Origin of the sequence: Paraburkholderia sp. CNPSo 3076 (assembly GCF_026343935.1) — a bacterium.
In the GTDB taxonomy this organism is placed as follows: domain Bacteria; phylum Pseudomonadota; class Gammaproteobacteria; order Burkholderiales; family Burkholderiaceae; genus Paraburkholderia; species Paraburkholderia nodosa.
Genome location: NZ_JAPMAL010000019.1, coordinates 150,854 through 172,063 on the forward strand (window position 1 = coordinate 150,854; position 21,210 = coordinate 172,063).

At 64.2% G+C, this 21,210-nt stretch carries 22 protein-coding genes and 1 tRNA gene; 11 read left to right on the forward strand and 12 right to left on the reverse strand.

From position 1 onward, the window contains the following. The first annotated feature begins 68 nt into the window (after positions 1 to 68). Both M3A49_RS22795 and M3A49_RS22800 read left to right on the forward strand, forming a co-directional pair. A tRNA-Leu gene (locus tag M3A49_RS22795) sits at positions 69 to 153 on the forward strand. Positions 154 to 348: 195 nt separating this feature from the next. Further along, the gene (locus M3A49_RS22800) at positions 349 to 570 is read left to right on the forward strand and encodes a hypothetical protein (RefSeq protein ID WP_266231139.1); all 222 of its coding nucleotides are present in this window, start codon (positions 349 to 351) and stop codon (positions 568 to 570) included. A 21-nt stretch (positions 571 to 591) separates the two neighbouring features. Here M3A49_RS22800 and poxB read toward each other — a convergent pair whose 3' ends face one another. After that, positions 592 to 2,310 (reverse strand): ubiquinone-dependent pyruvate dehydrogenase, encoded by a 1,719-nt coding sequence (gene poxB / locus M3A49_RS22805; protein WP_266231140.1) that lies wholly within the window; start codon positions 2,308 to 2,310, stop codon positions 592 to 594. Positions 2,311 to 2,564: 254 nt separating this feature from the next. Here poxB and M3A49_RS22810 point away from each other — a divergent pair, with 254 nt between their 5' ends. Both M3A49_RS22810 and M3A49_RS22815 read left to right on the forward strand, forming a co-directional pair. Then, positions 2,565 to 3,272, forward strand: coding sequence for a pseudouridine synthase (locus tag M3A49_RS22810; protein ID WP_266231141.1), 708 nt, complete (start codon positions 2,565 to 2,567; stop codon positions 3,270 to 3,272). A gap of 155 nt (positions 3,273 to 3,427) precedes the next feature. Then, complete coding sequence (locus M3A49_RS22815; protein ID WP_042260822.1) at positions 3,428 to 3,616, forward strand: hypothetical protein; 189 nt, start codon at positions 3,428 to 3,430, stop codon at positions 3,614 to 3,616. A gap of 36 nt (positions 3,617 to 3,652) precedes the next feature. Here the strand turns inward: M3A49_RS22815 and M3A49_RS22820 are convergent, their stop codons facing one another. Then, positions 3,653 to 4,735 carry an NAD-dependent epimerase/dehydratase family protein gene (locus M3A49_RS22820; protein ID WP_266231142.1) on the reverse strand — a complete coding sequence of 361 codons (1,083 nt, stop codon included), beginning with the start codon at positions 4,733 to 4,735 and terminating at the stop codon, positions 3,653 to 3,655. A gap of 122 nt (positions 4,736 to 4,857) precedes the next feature. On the opposite strand from M3A49_RS22820, the gene M3A49_RS22825 reads away from it, so the two are divergent. The 3 genes from M3A49_RS22825 (at position 4,858) to M3A49_RS22835 (ending at position 7,899) form a co-directional block, all read left to right on the forward strand. Continuing rightward, complete coding sequence (locus M3A49_RS22825; RefSeq protein ID WP_266231143.1) at positions 4,858 to 5,889, forward strand: CDP-6-deoxy-delta-3,4-glucoseen reductase; 1,032 nt, start codon at positions 4,858 to 4,860, stop codon at positions 5,887 to 5,889. A gap of 345 nt (positions 5,890 to 6,234) precedes the next feature. Beyond that, positions 6,235 to 7,419 carry an acetylornithine transaminase gene (locus tag M3A49_RS22830; RefSeq protein WP_266231144.1) on the forward strand — a complete coding sequence of 395 codons (1,185 nt, stop codon included), beginning with the start codon at positions 6,235 to 6,237 and terminating at the stop codon, positions 7,417 to 7,419. An 18-nt stretch (positions 7,420 to 7,437) separates the two neighbouring features. Further along, complete coding sequence (locus M3A49_RS22835; protein WP_266231145.1) at positions 7,438 to 7,899, forward strand: GNAT family acetyltransferase; 462 nt, start codon at positions 7,438 to 7,440, stop codon at positions 7,897 to 7,899. A gap of 98 nt (positions 7,900 to 7,997) precedes the next feature. Here M3A49_RS22835 and M3A49_RS22840 read toward each other — a convergent pair whose 3' ends face one another. From M3A49_RS22840 to M3A49_RS22870, 7 genes are all read right to left on the reverse strand, one after another. Further along, a complete protein-coding gene (locus M3A49_RS22840) occupies positions 7,998 to 8,714 on the reverse strand; it encodes an ABC transporter ATP-binding protein (protein ID WP_254352076.1) in 717 nt (238 codons plus the stop codon). Continuing rightward, positions 8,714 to 9,490, reverse strand: coding sequence for an ABC transporter ATP-binding protein (locus M3A49_RS22845; RefSeq protein WP_028205256.1), 777 nt, complete (start codon positions 9,488 to 9,490; stop codon positions 8,714 to 8,716). The genes M3A49_RS22840 and M3A49_RS22845 overlap by 1 nt, the downstream gene beginning before the upstream one ends. An 18-nt stretch (positions 9,491 to 9,508) precedes the next feature. Beyond that, positions 9,509 to 10,678: an ABC transporter permease subunit gene (locus M3A49_RS22850; RefSeq protein WP_266231146.1), complete on the reverse strand. Its 1,170-nt coding sequence runs from the start codon at positions 10,676 to 10,678 to the stop codon at positions 9,509 to 9,511. Positions 10,679 to 10,694: 16 nt separating this feature from the next. Continuing rightward, positions 10,695 to 11,645, reverse strand: coding sequence for a branched-chain amino acid ABC transporter permease (locus M3A49_RS22855; protein WP_201695419.1), 951 nt, complete (start codon positions 11,643 to 11,645; stop codon positions 10,695 to 10,697). A 213-nt stretch (positions 11,646 to 11,858) separates the two neighbouring features. Further along, complete coding sequence (locus M3A49_RS22860) at positions 11,859 to 12,161, reverse strand: hypothetical protein (protein ID WP_266231147.1); 303 nt, start codon at positions 12,159 to 12,161, stop codon at positions 11,859 to 11,861. A gap of 551 nt (positions 12,162 to 12,712) precedes the next feature. Then, on the reverse strand, positions 12,713 to 13,684 hold the full coding sequence (gene ispH, locus M3A49_RS22865) for a 4-hydroxy-3-methylbut-2-enyl diphosphate reductase (RefSeq protein ID WP_266231148.1): 972 nt from the start codon (positions 13,682 to 13,684) through the stop codon (positions 12,713 to 12,715). Between the two features lie 5 nt (positions 13,685 to 13,689). Next, positions 13,690 to 14,145 (reverse strand): FKBP-type peptidyl-prolyl cis-trans isomerase, encoded by a 456-nt coding sequence (locus M3A49_RS22870; RefSeq protein ID WP_266231149.1) that lies wholly within the window; start codon positions 14,143 to 14,145, stop codon positions 13,690 to 13,692. 189 nt (positions 14,146 to 14,334) lie between these two features. Here M3A49_RS22870 and radC point away from each other — a divergent pair, with 189 nt between their 5' ends. The 4 genes from radC to nadB all read left to right on the forward strand — a co-directional run bounded on the left by radC (position 14,335) and on the right by nadB (position 17,700). Then, on the forward strand, positions 14,335 to 15,159 hold the full coding sequence (gene radC, locus M3A49_RS22875) for a RadC family protein (RefSeq protein ID WP_266231150.1): 825 nt from the start codon (positions 14,335 to 14,337) through the stop codon (positions 15,157 to 15,159). Between the two features lie 256 nt (positions 15,160 to 15,415). Continuing rightward, the gene (rpmB, locus tag M3A49_RS22880) at positions 15,416 to 15,649 is read left to right on the forward strand and encodes a 50S ribosomal protein L28 (RefSeq protein WP_027794135.1); all 234 of its coding nucleotides are present in this window, start codon (positions 15,416 to 15,418) and stop codon (positions 15,647 to 15,649) included. A 10-nt stretch (positions 15,650 to 15,659) separates the two neighbouring features. Beyond that, positions 15,660 to 15,827, forward strand: coding sequence for a 50S ribosomal protein L33 (gene rpmG, locus M3A49_RS22885; protein ID WP_027817504.1), 168 nt, complete (start codon positions 15,660 to 15,662; stop codon positions 15,825 to 15,827). 271 nt (positions 15,828 to 16,098) lie between these two features. Next, positions 16,099 to 17,700, forward strand: coding sequence for an L-aspartate oxidase (gene nadB, locus M3A49_RS22890; protein ID WP_028205262.1), 1,602 nt, complete (start codon positions 16,099 to 16,101; stop codon positions 17,698 to 17,700). A gap of 90 nt (positions 17,701 to 17,790) precedes the next feature. Here the strand turns inward: nadB and nadC are convergent, their stop codons facing one another. The 3 genes from nadC to M3A49_RS22905 all read right to left on the reverse strand — a co-directional run bounded on the left by nadC (position 17,791) and on the right by M3A49_RS22905 (position 21,193). Continuing rightward, the gene (gene nadC, locus M3A49_RS22895) at positions 17,791 to 18,690 is read right to left on the reverse strand and encodes a carboxylating nicotinate-nucleotide diphosphorylase (protein ID WP_266231151.1); all 900 of its coding nucleotides are present in this window, start codon (positions 18,688 to 18,690) and stop codon (positions 17,791 to 17,793) included. Continuing rightward, complete coding sequence (gene nadA / locus M3A49_RS22900; protein ID WP_266231152.1) at positions 18,691 to 19,821, reverse strand: quinolinate synthase NadA; 1,131 nt, start codon at positions 19,819 to 19,821, stop codon at positions 18,691 to 18,693. 175 nt (positions 19,822 to 19,996) lie between these two features. Beyond that, a complete protein-coding gene (locus M3A49_RS22905) occupies positions 19,997 to 21,193 on the reverse strand; it encodes an acyl-CoA desaturase (protein WP_028205265.1) in 1,197 nt (398 codons plus the stop codon). Positions 21,194 to 21,210: the final 17 nt, after the last annotated feature.

Genomic DNA, 21,210 nt, shown 5'->3' on the forward strand with positions numbered 1-21,210 from the left:
CATAATCACCGGCTACTTCGAGCGCTTGCATGTTCGCGCTCGGATGCGAGAAACGCACAGAAGCAAACGCCTCGGTGGTGAAATTGGTAGACGCGCCGGACTCAAAATCCGGTTCCGAAAGGAGTGCCGGTTCGATTCCGGCCCGAGGCACCAGAATGCTTTCCGGCAATATCCGCCGGAATCCTGAAACCCGCGAAAGCTTAGGGCATCGCGGGTTTTTTGTTGCCGGCCTGACGCCGGCGCGCCCTTCTTTGGACGAAGATCAAGCGTCCTGCGGATGTCGCACGGCGTGCCGCGCCCCGCTGCTATCGTTGTCGAAGTTATTGAGATAGCAACCGGGAGCCGACGATGGACCGCATTTTCATGACGCGAGAGGAAGCCATACGCATCCTCATCGAGGCCCACGAATCGGCCTCAGGACGCGCTGCCGCAACGTTGATCCGATCGAACGCAGACAGATCCGCCAGGCTCGAAGCGCTGGACCGGCTGCTGCTCGACGTGCGCGCGGGCCGCGTCGATGAATTTCGCACCTGGCCAGAGGACAGCACCTGCGTCTCGATCACTGACTGATGCAGGTCCGCCGCGCGAGCCTCAGCGCAAATTCGTCTGCGCCAGCTCCACCACCTCGTCTCCGCGCCCGCTCAGCACCGCACGCAGCATGTAGAGGCTGAACCCTTTCGCCTGCGCCCACTGCAGCTTCGGCGGCATGGCCAGTTCGTGCTTCGTCGTCACCACGTCGACGAGCGCCGGCCCTGCGTGCGAGAACGCCGCGCGCAACGCCTCATCGAGCGCTTCAGACGTCTCCACACGCACGCTGAAGAGGCCCGCGCCTTTCGCGATATCCGCGAAGTTGGTGGCCGCCAGATCGGTGCCCGTCTCCACATAGCCGCCCGCCTTCATCTCCATCGCGACAAAACCGAGCGAGCTATTATTCAGGACAACGATCTTGATCGGCAGATCGAGCTGGCGCGCCGTGAGAATGTCGCCGAGCAGCATCGAAAGGCCGCCGTCGCCGGAGAGCGAGACCACCTGGCGCCCAGCGTGCGCTGCCTGCGCGCCGAGGGCCTGCGGCATGGCGTTCGCCATCGAGCCGTGGTTGAACGAGCCGTGCAGGCGGCGCCGGCCGTTCATCGTCAGGTAGCGCGCGGCCCAGAGCGTGGGCGTGCCGACGTCGACCGCGAAGATCGCATCGTCCTCGGCGAGCGCGTCCAGACGCGCCACCACATACTGCGGATGCAGCGGCTTGCCGGCAGCTGCCGGGCGCGCGAGTTCGTCGAGTCCCTTGCGCGCGTTCGCGTAGTGCTCGCGCGCATGCTCGATGAAGCGCCGGTCGGTCTTGCGCGTGAGCTTCGGCGTGAGCGCGCGCAACGTTTCGCGTACGTCGCCGGTGAGCCCGAGCGTGAGCGGCGCGCGTTTGCCGAGCGCGGCGGCGTCGCGGTCGATCTGCACGATATTCGCGTGTTGCGGATAGAAGTTGCGATACGGGAAGTCGGTGCCGAGCATGACGAGCGTGTCGCACGACATCATCGCGTGGTAGCCCGAGCTGAAGCCGATCAGACCGGTCATGCCCACGTCGTATGGGTTGTCCCATTCGACGTACTGCTTGCCGCGCAGCGCATGCACCGTCGGCGCGCCGAGCGCGTCCGCGAAGGCCACCACCTCGTCATGCGAGCCCTTGCAGCCGCTGCCGCACAGCAGCGTCACCGCTTCGGAGCGATTGAGCAGCTCAGCGAGCCGGTCGATATCCGCCGACGAAGGCAAGGTCGCCGGACGCGCTGCCTGGGCCCATGCCGGCTCCTCGTCGGACGCGTCCAGAAGCGCCACGTCGCCGGGCAGCACGATCACGGCGACGCCGTTCTGATCGATCGCGGTGCGCAGCGCGGTGTCGAGCACGCGTGGGAACTGCGAGGCGTTCGTCACCAGTTCCACGTAATGGCTGCACTCGCGGAAGAGTTCGGTCGGGTGCGTCTCCTGGAAGTAGCCGAGGCCGATCTCAGTCGAGGGAATGTGCGCCGCGATTGCGAGCACGGGCGAGCGGTTGCGATGGCAGTCGTAAAGACCGTTGATGAGATGCAGGTTGCCTGGCCCGCAACTGCCCGCGCACACCGCAAGCCGGCCGGTCGCCGCTGCCTCGGCGCCCGCCGCAAAGGCGGCGACTTCCTCGTGCCGCGTGTGCATCCAGCGGATTGTGCCGAGCTTGCGCAGGCTCGCCGACAAGCCGTTCAGGCTGTCGCCGGTCACGCCCCAGATGCGCTCGACGCCGACTGCCTCGAGCGTTTTCGCCAGATGATCCGCTATCGTCTTCGCCATGGTGTTCTCCACGTGAACCGTATGGCGCAGCGCGCGCACCGAGGCCGGGCGCTGCGCGAGAAGAAAATTGGGGGCAAGTATTCGGGCGTCCAGGCCCTGCACCTGCGCCGGACCTGCCAATGCCCTGCGCTACGTTACGCCATCCGCCCGAAATACGCGGTCAAGCCGCGCGCAGCGCGCAGGCGGCGAGTGCGGGGGCGCGGAACACCTCGCCGCGGATAAAATACCCCGCTCTACGCTGTTCGCCGTCCGTCATGAATCTCGAAAGCATCCTCTTCACCCAGGGTTTCGGCTCACGCCGCCAATGCCGCGCGCTTATCGCCGACGCGCGGGTCGCCGTCGCGGGCGAGCCGTGCACCAATCCGCTCGCAACGTTCGACACGGCCAGCCTGGTCTTCAGCGTGGACGGCACGCCGTGGCCGTTTCACGAGCGCGCCTACATTGCGCTCAACAAGCCCGCGGGCTATGAATGCTCGCGCGATCCGCAGCATCACTTGAGCGTGTTTCATCTGCTGCCGCCGCAGTTCGCGCAGCGCAACGTGCAATGCGTCGGCCGCCTCGATCAGGACACGACCGGCCTCCTGCTGCTTTCCGACGATGGCCAGTTCGTCCACGCCTTCACGTCGCCCAAGCGCAAGGTGCCGAAGGTCTACGTGGCGAGCACGCGCCATCCGCTCGACGAAACCCAGCTCAAAGCCCTGCGCGAAGGCGTGCTGCTGCATGGCGAGCGCGAGCCGAGCGCCGCAGTCGCCGCAAACGCACGTGCCGACCACGAGCTGGAGCTGACCGTGCTCGAAGGCAAATATCACCAGGTCAAACGGATGGTCGCCGCGGCCGGCAACCGCGTCGAAGCGCTCCACCGCGAGCGCATCGGCGCCTTTTCGCTGCCCGCCGGTCTGGCGCCGGGCGCATGGCAATGGCTCGACGCCGCCGCGCTCGACGCGTTGCGCAACAAGGGGTAAACCACCACCAGGCGGCACGAGCGCCCGCCGCTCAGTGCGTCGACGCACCGATGCTTGCAAACAGGCATCGCTTTCGCCGCGCCGCAGCATGTCCTTGCCGAGCTTCCGCCCTATACTCGTCTCAAGAACGATTACAAGATGCAAGGAGGGGCATCATGATCATCAACGGCTCGTTCGAAATCTCATTCGTGTTGATGGCCTTCATGGCGCTAGGGGCGGTTCTGATTGGGGGCCTGCTCGCGTCGATGCATATGCGACATCAGTATCATCCGAACCTCATCGGGGCGCTCATCGGAGCGCTATTGTGCTTCCTCCTGCTCGAAGCGCTGCCGGCCATCACGTGAACGGCACGCTTTGCGCCGCGCCGCCCGCCCCCGGAGTCACGGGTGCGGCGGCAGCGTGCGCAAGAACGCATCTACGTCGGGATAACGCAAACGCACGCGCAGTTCGCGCTTGAGGCGCGTATTGGCGAGCCGTCTCGACTCCCGCATGAACGACAGCAAGACCGGCTCGAGTTCGCGCTCGGCCTCGGCGCGGCTCACGCGCGGCGCGCGCGCGAGGCCGAAGGCGTCGGCCACGCGGTCGAAATACTCGCCCATCTTCAGTTGGCTGTCGTCCGTCGCGTGGATCGTGCGCCCCGGGCGACCATGCGTTGCGAGGCGCAGAAGAATCGTCGCGAGGTCGTCTGCGTGGATGTGGCTCGTGTAGACGTCGTCGCTCGCTATGAGCGCCGGCGTGCGCTTCTCGAGCCGCGCGAGCGGGAGGCGGTTCGCGGCGTAAATGCCGGGAATGCGCGCGATCGTCGCGCTGAGCGCGCCGCGCGCCGTTGCGCGACGCAATTGCTGTTCGGCCGACACCCGGCGTATGGCACGGGCGTTGGCGGGCTGCACTGTGCGTGTTTCGTCGATGCGCGCGCCGCCGCAATCCCCGTACACCCCCGTCGTGCTTGCGTAGACGAGCCTCGGGCGTTCGAGGCGCTTGCGCCGGGCGCGGGGAAATCGCCGGATGCGCTCGGGTACAATGACGGATGCTCCAAAGGCTGCGGCATGGCCGACAGCGCCGCGGCGCATGCGGTCCACGAGGCAATGCAATGGGGGCCGCAATGCGCGCGGCGCCACGCCCGCCAGCGCAGGCCGCGACACCGCGCGACGCCGCGCCGCAAGCGCTGCGATCAGGCGGCGCGTGCGCAGGTCGTCGTCGCCGGATTTTTGCGGTGGCGCGAGGTGCAGGACGGTGCCCGCCAGGCCCGCGATCCGCGCGAGACTCGTGCGGGAATCGAGGTCGCCGCGCACCGGCGTTGCGCCCGCGGCCCGCACCGCGTCTGCGCGCTCGGCACGGCGCGTGAGCGCGAATACACGCGCGCGGTCTGGCCGCTCGCGCAACTGGGCGACGCCGCGCAGGCCGACGTCGCCGCAACCGACAATCAGGATGCGCGCACGGCGCAAGGTTCGTGTGGCAATCATGGTGGAACCATTTTAGCGGCCCGGGCCTCGCGGCGAAGGCCGGCAAGGCAAACGCGGCAACTTACCCAAAGCGACCCGCGCCCGGAATCAACCCTCGGATACAGACTTACGCTTCCCTGAATATGGCTTTCAACGTAACGCTCAAGCAAAGCGGCCGGCAATTCCAGGTCGAGCCCGACGAACCCATTCTCAACGCGGCCCTGCGTCAGGGCATCGGCCTGCCGTATGGCTGCAAGAACGGCGCCTGCGGCTCGTGCAAGGGCACGGTCTGCAACGGCGAAGTCGAGCAGCGCGCCCACGCGGCTTCGGCGCTTTCCAATGACGAAAGAACGCGCGGCATGGCCCTCTTCTGCTGTGCGACGGCGCAAACCGACCTCGAAATCGATATCCGCGAAGTGGCGGGCGTGGGCGACGTGCAGGTGCGCAAGCTGCCCACCCGCATCGCCGCCATCGAGCGCCGCGCCGACGACGTCGTCGTCCTCAAGCTGCAACTGCCCGCCAACGAGCGCCTGCAATATCTCGCCGGCCAGTACCTCGAATTCATCCTCAAGGACGGCACGCGCCGCAGCTACTCCATGGCGAGCGCGCCGCACGAGGAAGGCCCGATCGAGCTGCACATCCGCCACATGCCGGGCGGCAAGTTCACCGATCACGTCTTCTCGCAGATGAAGGAGCGCGACATCCTGCGCTTCGAGGCGCCGCTCGGCACCTTCTTCCTGCGCGAAGAATCCGCTAAGCCCATCGTGCTGCTCGCCTCCGGCACCGGCTTCGCGCCGCTCAAGGCGATCGTCGAGCACGCGGTCCACAAGAACCTGAACCGCCCGATGACGCTCTACTGGGGCGCGCGCCAGAAGAAGGACCTGTACCTGATGGATCTCGCCGAACAATGGGCGAAGGAGATCCCGAACTTCCGCTTCGTGCCGGTGCTCTCCGAGCCTGCAGCCGGCGACAACTGGACCGGCCGCACGGGCTTTGTGCACCGCGCCGTGATCGAGGATCTGCCCGATCTTTCGGGCCACCAGGTCTATGCATGCGGCGCGCCGGTGATGGTGGAGTCCGCGCAGCGCGACTTCACGCAGCACCACGGCCTGCCCGAAGACGAGTTTTACGCGGACTCGTTCACGAGCGCCGCCGACCTCGCGAACGCCGTCTGAAGCTTGCCCGAGTGGGTCGTTGCGTGTGCAATGCATCGACCCGCCAGGTAGCCGTCACGAAAAATTCTTCGGCCGCCTGGAAAAAATCGGCACATTGATGGTTTACATCGCTATTCGGCTTGTCGTATTCTTGCGCCCATGAACCGCATCCTGTCCGCCCTTCGACGTCGCCGCTCGCCCCATCTTTAGGGCCTGGCTACTCGCGGACGCGCGTTGTACTTCTCAACGCACAGCAAGTTCGAATCACGAAAGCCACGGCCAGTCCGTGGCTTTTTGTTTTTCCGCCGCAACTTTTGCAACCCCGTTTTTCAACCCTAGTGCAGCCCCAACGCGGAGCCCGTTGCCATGAATTATTCCGAATACCCGATCGAGTCGCTGATGTACATCACCAATCGGCCCGAAATCGTTTTCACGCATGGCAAAGGGTCGTGGCTCTACGACAACGAAGGCAAGCGATACCTGGACTTCATCCAGGGTTGGGCCGTCAACAGCCTCGGGCACTGCAACGAAGGCATGATCGAGGCGATGGAGAAGCAGGCGCGCCTGCTCATCAACCCGTCGCCGGCCTTCTACAACGAGCCGATGGCGAAGCTCGCGGGCCTGCTCACCGAGCACAGCTGCTTCGACAAGGTGTTCTTCGCCAACAGCGGCGCCGAAGCCAACGAAGGCGCGATCAAGCTCGCGCGCAAGTGGGGCAAGAAGCATCGCGACGGCGCCTACGAGATCATCACGTTCGACCACAGCTTCCACGGCCGGACGATCGCGACGATGTCGGCGAGCGGCAAGCCGGGCTGGGACACGATCTACGCACCGCAAGTGCCGGGCTTCCCGAAGGCCGACCTGAACGACATCGCCTCGGTTGAAAAGCTCATCACAGCGAAGACCGTCGCCGTGATGCTCGAGCCGATCCAGGGCGAAGGCGGCGTGATTCCCGCCACGCGCGAATTCATGCAGCAACTGCGCGCACTCACGAAGAAGCACGGCATCCTGATGATCGTCGACGAAGTGCAGAGCGGCTGCGGCCGTGCGGGCACCCTCTTCGCCTACGAACTCTCGGGCATCGAGCCGGACATCATGACGCTCGGCAAGGGCATTGGCGGCGGCGTGCCGCTCGCGGCGCTGCTCGCGAAGAAGGAAATCGCCGTGTTCGAAGCGGGCGACCAGGGCGGCACGTACAACGGCAACCCGCTGATGACGGCCGTGGGCTATTCGGTGATCTCGCAACTGGTTGCGCCCGGCTTTCTCGAAGGCGTACGCGCGCGCGGCGAGTATCTGCGCGAAAAGCTGCTCGAGCTTTCGGCCGAACGCGGCTTCCAGGGCGAGCGTGGCGAAGGCTTGCTGCGCGCGCTGCTGCTCGGCAAGGACATCGGGCCGGAGATCGTCGAGAAGGCGCGCCTGATGCAGCCGGACGGCCTGCTGCTCAACGCCGCGCGCCCGAACCTGCTGCGCTTCATGCCGGCGCTGAACGTGACGACGCAGGAAATCGACCAGATGATGGCGATGCTGCGCACGATTCTCGACTCGCTGTAATCGGGGGGAGCGCGAGCGATGTCCGTCACGATCCGCGTGTTCAGCGAAGCCGATACCGAAGCGGTGATCGAGCTCTGGCTGCAGGCGTTTCCCGAGTACAACGATGCGAGCCGGCCGCATCGCAATCCGCGTCTGTCGATCGCGAACAAGCTCGGTACGCAGCCGGAACTTTTCTTCGTTGCCACGCGCGACGTCGACGGCGCGCTCGTCGGCACGGCAATGGCAGGTTATGACGGGCATCGCGGCTGGCTCTATTCGGTCGCCGTCGCGCCCGAGTCGCGGCGCCATGGCCTCGGCACGCGGCTCGTGCGCCATGCGGAAAACGCGCTCGCCGCGCGGGGGTGCCTGAAGCTCAACCTTCAGGTGCTCACCGATAAGGCCGAGGTGCTCGCGTTCTACGAGCGGCTTGGCTATCGCGCCGATGCCGTGGTGAGTCTCGGCAAGCGGCTCGCCGTGCAGGAGTCCGAAGCGCTCGTCTGAGCCTCATTGGTCGACGTCATGAAAAAAAAGCCGCATGGGTTTCACACCCATGCGGCTTTTGTTTTGATGCGGCCGCGCGGACCGCAATGCAATGCAGCTTACTCGCCCAGGTACGCTGCGCGCACCTTCGGATCGTCGAGCATCTGCTTGGCCTCGCCTTCCATCGTCACGAGACCCGAGTCCATCACGTAACCGCGGTTCGCCGCCTGCAGCGCGAGACGTGCGTTCTGCTCCACGAGAAGAACGGTGATGCCTTCCGACGAGATCGTGCGCACCACTTCGAAGATCTTCTCGACCATGATCGGCGAGAGACCCATCGAAGGCTCGTCGAGCAGCAAAAGCTTCGGCTTGCTGATGATCGCGCGCGCCATGGCCAGCATCTGCTGCTCGCCGCCCGAGAGCGTGCCTGCGAGTTGCGTCGCGCGTTCCTTCAGGCGCGGGAAGAAGCCGAACATGCGCTCGACGTCCTTCTGGATACCGTCGTTGTCGCTGCGCAGGTACGCGCCCATCTGCATGTTTTCGAGAATCGACATGCGCGCGAAGATGCCCCGGCCTTCCGGCACCATCGCGAGGCCGCGTTTGAGCAGCTCATGCGCGGGCACGCCCTTGATCGACTGGCCCATGTACTCGATGTCGCCAGCCGAGTACGGCTTCAGACCCGTGATCGCCTTCATCGTCGTGGTCTTGCCCGCGCCATTCGCGCCGATCAGCGTGACGAGTTCGCCAGAGCGTACTTCCATGTCCACGCCCTTGACTGCCTGGATCCCGCCGTAGTTGACCTGCAGACCCTTGATTTTCAGAACCGATGTCGACATTAGTGAACCCCCGCACCCAGATATGCCTCGATCACCTTCGGGTCCTTCTGCACGTCATGCGGCAGCCCTTCGGAGATCACCTTGCCATAGTCGAGCACTGTCATCCGGTTGCACAGGCCCATCACCAGTTTCACGTCGTGCTCGATCAGCAGGATAGTCTTGCCATCGGCGCGGATCTTGTCGAGCAGGCGCGTGAGTTCGACCTTCTCGGTCGCGTTCATGCCGGCCGCCGGCTCGTCGAGCGCGAGCAGCTTCGGGTCGGTCGCGAGCGCGCGCGCGATTTCCAGACGGCGCTGGTGGCCGTACGAGAGATTGCGCGAGGTGTAGTCCGCGTATTGCGCGATACCCACGTATTCGAGCAATTCGATCGCGCGTTCCTTGATCTCGCGCTCTTCCTTGCGCTCCGCCGGCGTTTGCAGCACCGCGCCGATCAAGCCGTGCTTCGTGCGCACGTGGCGGCCGACCATCACGTTTTCGAGCGCCGTCATGCCGCCGAACAGACGAATGTTCTGGAAGGTACGCGCGATGCCGGCCTTCGCCACCTGATAAACGGCGGTCGGCGTATAGGCCGTGCCGTCGAGCTTGAATTCGCCCGAATCAGGCGTGTAGAGGCCGGTAATCACGTTGAAGAACGTCGTCTTGCCGGCGCCGTTCGGGCCGATCAGGCCGTAGATCGTGCCTTCCTCGATCTGCAGGCCGACGTCGGACAGCGCCTGCAGGCCGCCGAAGCGTTTGTTCACGCCCTTCACGGACAGGCGGATGGGTTTGTTGCTCATGTGGTGTTCTCCCTGTCCTTATGCGCGAACCGGCTTCTTGCTGGCGCGCTTGGCGATCTTCGCGATCTTGTCTTCGTGCTTCGCCGCCGGCCACAGGCCTTCCGAGCGATACAGCATGATGACGACCATGGCGAGGCCGTAGAGCAACTGGCGGATGACTTCCGTATCGACGACTTCGTGGCCGAACAGCATGTGCTGGAGCGGACCCATCGTCGAGCGCAGAAACTCGGGGAAAATGGCGAGCAGCACGGCGCCGAGAATCACGCCGGGGATGTGGCCCATGCCGCCGAGCACCACGCAGGCGAGCACGACGACCGATTCCCAGAACGTGAACGATTCCGGCGAAACGAAGCCCTGGAACGCACCGAACATCGCGCCCGACAGACCGCCGAACGACGCGCCCATTGCAAACGCGAGCAGTTTGACGTTACGGGTGTTGATGCCCATGGCCTTGGCGGCGATTTCGTCTTCGCGGATCGCGGCCCATGCACGGCCGATACGCGAGTGCTGCAGACGCGTACACACCCAGATCACGAGCAGCGCGCAGATCACGAACACGTAGTAGTACATGTAGACCGACGTGAACGTGAAGCCGAGGATCTCGTGCGGCTGCGCGAGATTGAAGCCGAACACCTGCAGCGGCGCGACGCCCGTAATACCCTGCGGCCCGTTGGTAATGTTCACCGGACGGTCGAGGTTGTTCATGAAGATACGAACGATTTCCCCGAAGCCGAGCGTCACGATCGCGAGGTAGTCGCCGCGCAGACGCAGCGTCGGTGCGCCGAGCAGCACGCCGAAGAGTGCGGCGAGCGCCATCGCGCCCGGCACCACGATCCAGTACGGCGTATGCAGCCCGCCCGGGAACATGTTGGCGATCCACGCGAACTGCGTGGTGAGGTGCGGCGACGTCAGCAACGCGGCCACGTAGGCACCCACCGCGTAGAACGCGATATAGCCCAGGTCCAGCAGGCCAGCAAACCCCACCACCACGTTCAGGCCCAGCGCGAGCATCACGTAGAGCATCGCGAAGTCGAGCACGCGCACCCAGTAGTTGCCGCCCGCGGCGCCGACCACGAAGGGGAGCGCTGCCACGACGATGGCCGTCACGATGCCGACCGTGAGGGTCTTCGTCATGTTCTTTTCGGGGATGAGCGTCGTCGACGGCTCGATCGGTTGAATTGAAGTCATGTTGTGTTACTCCCTCTTATGCGCGGTCCGCGACACGTTCGCCCAGCAGCCCCGACGGACGGAACACGAGCACGACGATCAGCACGATGAATGCGAAGACGTCCTGATAGTTACTGCCGAACACCCCACCGGTCAGGTTACCGATGTAGCCTGCGCCGAGCTGCTCGATGAGACCGAGCACCACGCCGCCGACCATCGCGCCGCCGAGGTTGCCGATACCGCCCAGCACCGCGGCCGTGAAGGCCTTCATGCCGGGGATGAAACCCATGTAAAAGTGCGCGTTGCCGTATTCCGAGGCGATCATCACGCCGGCCAGCGCGGCAAGCGCCGAGCCGATCATGAACGTGGCCGAGATCACGAAGTTCGGGTTCACGCCCATCAGCGAGGCATTGTTCGGGTTCTCGGCGATCGCGCGCATGGCGCGGCCGAGCTTGGTCTTGTGCACGAGGAGCAGCAGACCCGCCATCACGAGGAACGCGACGACGATGATGACGATTTCCGTCATCGAGATCACGGCGCCCACGCCGGTTTCAGTCGGCTTGATGACGTTGATCGGGTCGGTCGAGATGAGCTGGGGGAACGCGAGCGGATTGCGGCCCCAGATGATCATGGCGAGCGTCTGCAGCAGGATCGACACACCGATCGCGGTGATCAGCGGCGCGAGGCGCGGCGCGCGGCGCAGCGGCCGGTAGGCGACCTTTTCGATCGTGTACCCGACGACCGCGCACACGACCGCGGCAACCACGAGCGCAATGCACAGCGTGGGGATGTTCCCGAGGCCCGGGAAGTGATTGTGGAGCACGTTGATCGCGGAGAGCGCGACCATGGCGCCCACCATGAGCACGTCGCCGTGCGCGAAGTTGATGATGCCCAGAATCCCGTACACCATCGTGTAACCGAGGGCGATGATGGCGTAGATGCTGCCCAGCACCAGCCCATTCAGGATCTGCTGGATGAAAATATCCATTTAATGCTCCTTAGCCCGTGCAACCGGATTCGCGCTCGTCATCGGCCGGTGGGCGATGTTTTACGGAACCGCAACGACACTTTCGGGTATTGAAGTAAAAACCGGTAACGGTTGGCCGCCCTGGTTCGCGTTGCCGCTGTGTTGCAGCGGCAGACTCGCCAAAAGCGGATGCAAAAACGGCACCGTCGGATGGTTCGGTGCCGTCGGGTTCAATCAACTACGCGTCATATTCACGTTGGCGTATTCGCGGCGAGCCTTGCGGCCGGCAAACGCGAATGCGTCAAACGCCATGACTCCCTCTCCCCGGCCGCCCGCGCACTGCGGGATCTCAGCTGCGAGATCCGTCGCACTCAGGCGGCGAACCGGCATGACAACGCCGGTACATGCAAAAGCAATCTGCATGCCAGAAATGATCGATGTTGCGCTCGTGCCCGTCTCGGCATTGCGGCCGTGCCACGCATTGCGCGGCGCAACCGCATTGACCGATGACGCGGCAAAAGCCGACTTGAATTGCATTAATCAGGTCTCCTGCGCCTTCCGAAATGCTTGCCTGATGGCCTTCTCATGGGATGTCCAGCCTTCAGAACGCGCGCATTGTAACGCCAATTATGCGACGGGCAATATTGTTGAGCCGGCAGGGTTTTCCTGCATTGCAACCATATTTTTAGATAACCGCACGAGACGGGTTGCACCACAGGTTGCGCCGCATTTTCGTGCACCAGTTGCACCAAAAATCAACAGGCTCCGCATCATGTGTTGCAGATAACGGCCGCAATGCCTTGTCGGGCGGGCATTGGATCAAATGAAGGATATTTAAGGGAGAGCATAATAATGCCGCTACGGCGCGGTGCATTCGTGTCGAAAACGTGTCAATCGCCCCCTAAATTCGGGGTCACACCACGCAATTCGGCCCTGCACGCTAGAGAAAACACTAATAAGAGCAGCCGGCCAATGTGAGGTTAACCTACCTTTTCTCACCATGTGGCCCTTATTATTGGCGCTCCGCATCTGCCGCGGGCATAAAAAAACGCGCCGGATGGGCGCGTTCTTGCGGAGTAAGGGAGGCGTCAGACTGGCTGGCCGAGTCCGCGCGGCAACGGGAACGCAATGTTCTCCTCGATGCCTTCGAGCGCGCGCACGTTGCGCGCACCGAGTTCGTGCAGGCGGCGAATGATCTCCTGAGCGAGCGCCTCGGGCGCCGACGCTCCGGCCGTCAGGCCGATCCGGCGCTTGCCGGCAATCCACTGGGGGTCGATCTGCTCGGGCGCATCCACCATATAGGCCGGAATGCCGCGCTTCTCGGCCACTTCGCGCAACCGGTTCGAATTGGAACTGTTCGGGCTGCCCACCACGATCACGACGTCGCACTGCGGCGCCATGAACTTGACGGCATCCTGGCGATTCTGTGTGGCGTAGCAGATGTCCTGTTTCTTCGGCTCGCGAATGGCCGGAAAACGCGCCTTCAGCGCTGCGATGATTTCCGCGGCGTCGTCCACCGAGAGCGTGGTTTGCGTGACGAACGCCACGCGCTGCGGATCGCGCAGCTTGAGCGCCTCGACATCAGCAATGTCTTCGACGAGGTACATGCCCTCGGCCACCTGCCCCATGGTGCCTTCCACTTCCGGATGGCCCTTGTGCCCGATCATGACGATGTCGAGCCCCTCGTCGCGCATCTTCGCGACTTCCACGTGCACCTTCGTAACGAGCGGGCAGGTCGCGTCGTAGACGCGCAGGCCGCGCGCTTCAGCGTCGGCGCGCACCGACTTGGAGACGCCGTGCGCGCTGAAGATCACCGTGTTGCCGGACGGGACCTCATCGAGTTGCTCGATGAAGATCGCCCCCTTCTTGCGCAGGTCTTCGACGACATAAGCGTTGTGGACGATCTCGTGACGCACGTAGATCGGTGCGCCGTGAAGCTGGATGGCGCGCTCGACGATCTCGATGGCCCGATCGACGCCGGCGCAGAAGCCGCGCGGCTGGGCGAGCAGGATTTCCGCGTCGGCCAGTTCTGCGATGAGGGACGTGTCCGTGTTGGTCATGGGCTTTAAAGGATTCCGATGATTTGCACTTCGAACGCAACCGCCTGGCCTGCGAGCGGGTGGTTGAAATCGAACAGGGCGGAGGTCTCGTTCACTTCCTTGAGCACACCCGCGTAGCGCCCGCCGTTGGGGGCATTGAATTCGATCAGGTCGCCCGGGCTGAACTCCTCGCCGATCATGCCGTTCTCGCGCAGGGTCTTGAGCGAGACGCGCTGGATCAGGTCGGGGTTGCGCTGGCCGAAAGCGACGCCGGGTTCTAGCTGAAAGGTCGAGTGGTGACCCACCTTCAGGCCCTGCATAATCTCTTCCAGCGGCGGCGCAAGCTGGCCGGCGCCCATCAGCAGGGTGGCGGGACGGTCGACAAAGGTATTGACGATTTCGGTGCCATCGGCGAGTGAAAGCCGGTAATTCAGCGTCACGTGGGAACCGGACTTCACTTCGGAGATGTCGATGATGCTCATGCGTAACTCGTTTCGTCGTAACGCGCGCTTCGCGCGTGCGCGCCGCAAGGCGCCGGTCCGGCCTGCCTCGGGCGGCCGGAAAACAACTATTGTAAGCCACTTGGCCGAGGCGGTCGCGGCACGATTGCGCACTGCCAACGCTCGCACTCGTGTGCGCCGCGCACACCTTATTTGTCTGTGGAGATTGCCATGAGGGAGCTTGCCTGCATGCTGGATACGGCGCCCGATACCGTCGGCGGCGCCCTCGCCGACCGCCTGCCCGGCCCAGGCTGCGCGGAGCGTCGCCCCCGCGGCGGCGCTCTCCCCGCGCCGGCGGCACCTGCGGTCTCGACCCGCGAGAACGCGGCACCTGCGGCACCACGCCGCGACATGCCCCGCGAGCGACTGCGCACGGCCGGCGCGGCCGCGCTCTCGGACGTGGAGTTGCTGGCGATCCTGCTCGGCTTCGGCTTACCGGGCCACAATGTCTTCGAGGTCGCTCGCACGCTGCTGGCCCAATTCGGCTCGCTGCGCGCCATGTTCGACGCGCCGCACGAAGAATTCGAGGCTCTGCGCGGCATCGGGCCCGCAAAAGCCGCGATGCTGCAAGCGGTGACGGAACTCGCGCGGCGGGCGCTTGCGCAAGCGCTCGACGACAAACCGCTCGTCGACTCTCCCGGTGCGGTCGAAGACTATTTGCGCCTTCTGATCGGCGGGCGGCCGCACGAGGTGTTCGTTTGCCTCTTTCTGGACGTGCGCCATCGGCTGATCCGCTCGGAGGAAAGCTCGCGCGGCTCGCTCACGCACATGGCGGTGTATCCTCGTGAAATCGTACGGCGCGCGCTAACGCTCAATGCCGCGAGCCTGATCGTCGCCCATAATCACCCTTCGGGCGCGGTGCAGCCGAGCGCGAGTGACCGGCGCCTCACGCGGGTGTTGCGCGAAACGCTGGCGCTCGTGGAGGTTCAACTCATCGATCACCTGGTCATCGGCACCCGGGAGACGTTTTCCTTTGCGCGCCATGGCTGGAGCTGAGGCGGCACTGGCGCGACGCGCGGCGGCAAACAACACCATGTGCAAATCGGGTTTGATTTTCCAGGGCTTTTTCTGCTAGAATCGTGGTTTGCCTATTTCCAACCCTGTTCCGAAGCCCGTCGCGGCATTCCAGGGGAAATATGGCCTGGGTTCGAGGTTGTCTCTCATCCATACGTGAGCGCGCTCCTATTCCGGCCATTTCTCGCCTGGGAAACTTAAGCGGCTCTCGAACTCAGAATTTCCGTAGGAGTGTCTCATGGCACGTGTATGCCAAGTCACTGGGAAAGCGCCGATGAGCGGCAACAACGTTTCCCACGCTAACAACAAAACCAAGCGCCGTTTCCTCCCGAATCTGCAAAACCGCCGTTTCTGGGTTGAAAGCGAAAACCGTTGGGTGCGTCTGCGCATCTCGAACGCAGGCCTGCGCCTGATCGACAAGAACGGCATCGATTCCGTGCTCGCAGACCTGCGCGCACGCGGCGAACTGTAAGGAGTAAATCATGGCCAAGGGAATCCGCGACAAGATCAAGCTCGAGTCGACCGCAGGTACGGGTCACTTCTACACGACCACGAAGAACAAGCGCAACATGCCGGAAAAAATGTCGATCAAGAAGTTCGACCCGGTTGTTCGCAAGCACGTCGAGTACAAGGAAACCAAGATCAAGTAATTGATCGGGTTTCGAGCCTGACGAAGACAGAAAAACCCCGCTATTTAGCGGGGTTTTTCTTTTTGCACGCCCGTCCCGCCCCGGTTCGCGCCATGCAACGGTGTTTTAACGGCAGCGCCCAAACTGCTGCTATCCGTTCGCTCCTCTCTCGGAGTATGCTTCCCGCTTTATACCGGCTGCCACACGCGTGTCATATGTCACTGACGGTGCTGGACCGCGGCAAACGCGGCAGCCAGAAAGCGTAGAACAAGAGAGACGGAGAAGCAGGATCATGAATTTCGATGTAGCGATCGTCGGCAGCGGCCTCGCAGGACTGAGCGTCGCGCTGAATCTCGCCGGTTCGCGTCGCGTCGTGATCATCGCCAAGCGTGCGATGACCGAAGGCGCGAGCGACCGCGCGCAAGGCGGCATTGCCGCCGTGCTCGATTCGGCCGACAGCGTGGAGAACCACGTGGACGATACGCTCGTCGCCGGCGGCGGCCTGTGCGACGAGGCAGCCACGCGCTACATCGTCGAGCATGGCCGCGAGGCCATCGAATGGCTGATCGCCCAGGACGTGCCGTTCACGAAGGACGCCGCCGCCGAACTCGGCTTCCACCTCACGCGCGAAGGGGGCCACAGCCATCGCCGCATCATCCACGCCGCCGACGCCACCGGCCACGCGGTCGTGCAAACGCTGCTCGAGCGTGCACGCTCGCACCCGAACATCACGATCCTCGAAGACCATCAGGCGATCGACGTCATCACGTCCGACCGGCTGGGCCTGCCGGGCCGTCGTTGCCACGGCCTCTATGCGCTCGATCTGAAGAACGACCGCACGGTGACAATCCAGGCGCCGCACACGGTGCTCGCCACGGGCGGCGCGGGCAAGGTCTACCTGTACACGACGAACCCCGACACGGCCACCGGCGACGGCATCGCCATGGCGTGGCGCGCGGGCTGCCGGGTGGCGAACATGGAGTTCATCCAGTTCCACCCCACCTGCCTGTTCCACCCGCATGCCAAGTCGTTCCTGATTTCGGAAGCCGTGCGCGGCGAAGGCGGCGTGCTGCGCCTGCCCGACGGCACCCGCTTCATGCCCGCGCACGACGCGCGCGCCGAGCTGGCGCCGCGCGACATCGTCGCCCGCGCGATCGACTTCGAGATCAAAAAGCACGGCATCGACTGCGTGCATCTCGACATCAGCCATCAGCCGCCGGCGTTTCTCGAAGAGCATTTCCCGACCATCCTCGCGCGCTGCCGCGAATTCGGCATCGACATCACGAAGGAGCCGATTCCCGTGGTGCCCGCCGCGCACTACACCTGCGGCGGCGTCGTCACCGACCTGGCCGGGCGCACCGATCTCGCGGGCCTCTATGCGGTGGGCGAGACGTCGTACACGGGCCTGCACGGCGCGAACCGCCTGGCGAGCAATTCGCTGCTCGAGTGCCTCGTGATCGGCCGCTCGGCGGCCGAGGCGATCGAGGCGGAAGGCTTCAGCGCGGGCGCGCATGCGCCACTGCCCGACTGGGACGAAAGCCGCGTCTCCGATTCCGACGAGGAAGTCGTCGTGGCCCACAACTGGGACGAGCTGCGCCGGCTGATGTGGAATTACGTCGGCATCGTTCGCACCGACAAGCGGCTCGAGCGCGCCCAACATCGCCTCGCCCTGCTGCGCGATGAAATTCTCGAGTACTACGCGAATTTCCGCGTCACGCGCGACCTGCTGGAATTGCGCAACCTCGTCGAAGTCGCTTCGCTGATCGTGGAAAGTGCGCGCTCGCGCCGCGAGAGCCGTGGCCTGCACTACAGCCGCGACTGGCCGAACTCGCTGCCCAAGGCGCTGCCAACCGTGCTCGCGCCGGAGCGCGTACGCAATCGCACGGTTTCATGAGCCGGGCGAACTAAACGCGCCGCAAAAACAAAGGCCGCCTCATCGCGAGGCGGCCTTTTCGTTCTGGTTCAGCTTGGCGAACTTGCGGCTTCAGACAATGCGCATCGAAAAGTCCGTCGCGCGCACGTCCTTCGTCAGCGCGCCAATCGAGACGCGGTCCACGCCCGTTTCCGCGATCGCGCGCACCGTGTCGAAACTCACGCCGCCCGAGACTTCGAGCACCGCACGCCCCGCCGTGAGCTTCACCGCATCGCGCATCATGTCCAACGAGAAATTGTCGAGCAATACCGACTTCGCGCCGTGCGCGAGCGCCGTTTCGAGCTGCTCGAGCGTCTCGACTTCGATCTGGATCGGCACGCCCGCATCGAGCGCGAGCGCAGCGGCCATCGCCGCACCCACGCCGCCTGCCGCAGCAATGTGGTTTTCCTTGATGAGGATCCCGTCGTAAAGCGCAAGACGCTGGTTTGCGCCACCGCCCACGCGCACTGCGTACTTCTGCGCGAGGCGCAGGCCGGGCAACGTCTTGCGCGTGTCCAGAATGCGCGTGCGGGTGTGCCCGATCATGTCGACGTAGCGGCGCGTCACGCTCGCCACGCCCGAAAGCAACTGCAGGAAGTTCATCGCGTTGCGCTCGGCCGTGAGCAGCGAGCGCGCCGGACCGCGCAGCGAGCAGACGGTCGTGTCGGCGGCCATGCGCTCGCCTTCGCGATAGTGCCAACGCACTTCGATGCGCGGATCGACCTGCTTCACCACGCCGTCGAACCAGAGCACGCCGCACAGCACCGCTTCTTCGCGCACGATGATGCGCGCGTCGCGCATTTCATCAGCGGGTACGAGACGGCCGGTCTGGTCGCCAGGGCCCACGTCTTCCTGGAGCGCATCGGCCACGTTGCGTGCGATCGCGGCGTCGAACGTCGCGCCGTACTGCGCGCGCACGTCACCCAGCACGGGCGCAACGGCATCCACTGCGAGCAATTCGAGTGCACCCATTTACGCCGCCCCCACTTGCGAGAATAGCGCGGTGTCGCGCGCGAGGTCGCCGCTCGCCTGCACGCGGCGCTTGTGTTCCGCCGCGAACGCCAGCATGCGATCGATCGGCAGACGCGCGCGCGCGCCGATCGCGCTGTCGACGTGGATCTCGTTGTGACCGCGCTCCAGCACGTCGACGAGATTCGCCAAACCGTTCATGGCCATCCACGGGCAATGGGCGCAGCTCTTGCAGGTGGCGCTGTTGCCCGCCGTGGGCGCTTCGATGAAGGTCTTGCCCGGCGCCGCGAGGCGCATCTTGTGCAGAATGCCGAGATCGGTCGCGACGATGAAGCGTTGCGCGTCGAGCTTCACGGCTGCGTCGATCAGCTGGGTGGTCGAGCCGACCACGTCCGCGAGCGCGACCACGCTCTCGGGCGATTCGGGGTGGACGAGAATCTTGGCGTCCGGATATTCGGCGCGGAGCAGGTCGAGTTCGATGCCCTTGAATTCGTCGTGCACGAGGCAGGAGCCTTGCCACAGCAGCATGTCGGCGCCGGTCTTCTTCTGGATGTAGCTGCCCAGGTGGCGGTCCGGCGCCCACAGAATTTTTTCGCCCTTCGCGTGCAGGTCAGCGACGATCTCGAGACCGATGGACGACGTGACCATCCAGTCCGCGCGCGCCTTCACGGCGGCGCTCGTGTTCGCATAGACGACCACGGTGCGGTCGGGATGCTCGTCGCAAAACGCCGAGAATTCGTCGATGGGGCAACCGAGATCGAGCGAGCAGGTCGCGTCGAGGTCGGGCATGAGAATGCGCTTGTTCGGACTCAGAATCTTCGCGGTCTCACCCATGAAGCGCACGCCCGCCACGACGAGCGTCTGTGCCTCGTGGTCGCGGCCGAAGCGCGCCATCTCGAGCGAATCGGCCACGCAGCCGCCGGTTTCGTCGGCGAGCTCCTGCAACTCAGGATCCACATAATAGTGCGCGACAAGCACCGCCTTCTCGCGCTTGAGCAACGCGCGAATCCGCTCCTTCAATGCAACGCGCTCTGCCGTGGACGGCGCATCGGGCACGCGCGCCCAAGCCTGTCCAACGCCGCAAACGGCACCCTGCGGCCGGTCATATTCGACGTTCCTGATCGCCTGACTCATCATCTCCTGCCCCTACCGATCGCCGCGCGATTGAAGCCATTGTGGGGACTCCGGCTTTCTTGCGGCCCAAAAAGAAAAACCCCGCCAGCGCGGGGTTTTGTGACGTCTCGTCATTCTAAAGGATTTTCTTACGCCCCACTGAGGGGCCAAAATCCGATCAAGCCGATCAGGCCAATCAAGCGTAACGGCGCAGGCGCGAAGCAAATTCCTGCAGCGCCTTGATACCGCTTTGTTCAGCGCGATGGCACCAATCCTGGAGCTGCGTGAGCAGTTGTTCGCGCGAGGCGCTCGAACGCTCCCAGATCGCGGCGAGTTCGTTACGCAGTTCGATGTACGTGCGCAGCTTCTGGCTGTTCGCGAAAATTTGCGGAAGCTGGCGCTTCTGCGGTTCGTTCAGGCTGGCTTCTTCCTTGTCGAACCACTTGCGCGCACCGCGCATGACCTTGTACTTCTCGCGCTCGCCCACTTCCTTGAGGTGCGCGAGTTCCTGACGGTACGCGAGCTTCACGGCCTTGGCGTAACGCGCCATTACTTCGTAGCGATTGGACAGCACGGCCTGCAGCGTTTCGTGGTCGGGCACCAGCTTGCCCTTGGTGAGGCGCGGCGTGGGCGCGACCTTCTTCACCTTGGCAAGGCCAACCGCCTGCATCATGCGGATGTACATCCAGCCGATGTCGAACTCGTACCACTTGTTCGAGAGCTTCGCGGAAGTCGCGAACGTGTGGTGGTTGTTGTGCAGTTCCTCGCCGCCGATGATGATGCCGAACGGCAGGAGGTTCGTGCTCGCGTCAGACGAATTGAAGTTGCGGTAGCCCCAGAAGTGGCCGAGGCCATTCACGACACCCGCAGCCCAGAACGGAATCCACGCCATCTGCACGGCCCACACGGTGAGGCCGACTGCGCCGAACAGCGCGACGTCGATCACCATCATGATGCTCACGCCGAGAATGGGGTAGCGCGTGTAGACGTTACGCTCCATCCAGTCGTTGGGCGTGCCGTGGCTGAAGCGGCGCAGCGTTTCTTCGTTCTTTGCTTCGGTGCGATAGAGCTCAGCGCCTTCGAGCAGCACCTTCCAGATGCCGCGCGTTTGCGGGCTGTGCGGATCTTCTTCCGTTTCGCACTTGGCGTGGTGCTTGCGGTGGATCGCCGCCCACTGGCCCGTGAGCATGCCCGTGGTCATCCACAGCCAGAAGCGGAAGAAGTGGCTCGCAATGGGATGCAGATCCAGCGCGCGGTGCGCCTGGCAGCGGTGCAGGTACACCGTCACGCCGATGATCGTGATGTGGGTGACCACCGCCGCGAACAGCACGATCTGCCACCACGAGAAATGGAGCACCCCGTGGGCGAGGAAATCAAGCAGGGAGTTCAACAAGGCATTTACCTGTGAAG

Coding starts and splice junctions, on each gene's coding strand:
- M3A49_RS22800 (WP_266231139.1), top strand. CDS start 349: ATGGACCGCATTTTCATGACGCGAGAGGAAGCCATACGCATCCTCATC.
- poxB (WP_266231140.1), bottom strand. CDS start 2,310: ATGGCGAAGACGATAGCGGATCATCTGGCGAAAACGCTCGAGGCAGTC.
- M3A49_RS22810 (WP_266231141.1), top strand. CDS start 2,565: ATGAATCTCGAAAGCATCCTCTTCACCCAGGGTTTCGGCTCACGCCGC.
- M3A49_RS22815 (WP_042260822.1), top strand. CDS start 3,428: ATGATCATCAACGGCTCGTTCGAAATCTCATTCGTGTTGATGGCCTTC.
- M3A49_RS22820 (WP_266231142.1), bottom strand. CDS start 4,735: ATGATTGCCACACGAACCTTGCGCCGTGCGCGCATCCTGATTGTCGGT.
- M3A49_RS22825 (WP_266231143.1), top strand. CDS start 4,858: ATGGCTTTCAACGTAACGCTCAAGCAAAGCGGCCGGCAATTCCAGGTC.
- M3A49_RS22830 (WP_266231144.1), top strand. CDS start 6,235: ATGAATTATTCCGAATACCCGATCGAGTCGCTGATGTACATCACCAAT.
- M3A49_RS22835 (WP_266231145.1), top strand. CDS start 7,438: ATGTCCGTCACGATCCGCGTGTTCAGCGAAGCCGATACCGAAGCGGTG.
- M3A49_RS22840 (WP_254352076.1), bottom strand. CDS start 8,714: ATGTCGACATCGGTTCTGAAAATCAAGGGTCTGCAGGTCAACTACGGC.
- M3A49_RS22845 (WP_028205256.1), bottom strand. CDS start 9,490: ATGAGCAACAAACCCATCCGCCTGTCCGTGAAGGGCGTGAACAAACGC.
- M3A49_RS22850 (WP_266231146.1), bottom strand. CDS start 10,678: ATGACTTCAATTCAACCGATCGAGCCGTCGACGACGCTCATCCCCGAA.
- M3A49_RS22855 (WP_201695419.1), bottom strand. CDS start 11,645: ATGGATATTTTCATCCAGCAGATCCTGAATGGGCTGGTGCTGGGCAGC.
- M3A49_RS22860 (WP_266231147.1), bottom strand. CDS start 12,161: ATGCAATTCAAGTCGGCTTTTGCCGCGTCATCGGTCAATGCGGTTGCG.
- ispH (WP_266231148.1), bottom strand. CDS start 13,684: ATGACCAACACGGACACGTCCCTCATCGCAGAACTGGCCGACGCGGAA.
- M3A49_RS22870 (WP_266231149.1), bottom strand. CDS start 14,145: ATGAGCATCATCGACATCTCCGAAGTGAAGTCCGGTTCCCACGTGACG.
- radC (WP_266231150.1), top strand. CDS start 14,335: ATGAGGGAGCTTGCCTGCATGCTGGATACGGCGCCCGATACCGTCGGC.
- rpmB (WP_027794135.1), top strand. CDS start 15,416: ATGGCACGTGTATGCCAAGTCACTGGGAAAGCGCCGATGAGCGGCAAC.
- rpmG (WP_027817504.1), top strand. CDS start 15,660: ATGGCCAAGGGAATCCGCGACAAGATCAAGCTCGAGTCGACCGCAGGT.
- nadB (WP_028205262.1), top strand. CDS start 16,099: ATGAATTTCGATGTAGCGATCGTCGGCAGCGGCCTCGCAGGACTGAGC.
- nadC (WP_266231151.1), bottom strand. CDS start 18,690: ATGGGTGCACTCGAATTGCTCGCAGTGGATGCCGTTGCGCCCGTGCTG.
- nadA (WP_266231152.1), bottom strand. CDS start 19,821: ATGAGTCAGGCGATCAGGAACGTCGAATATGACCGGCCGCAGGGTGCC.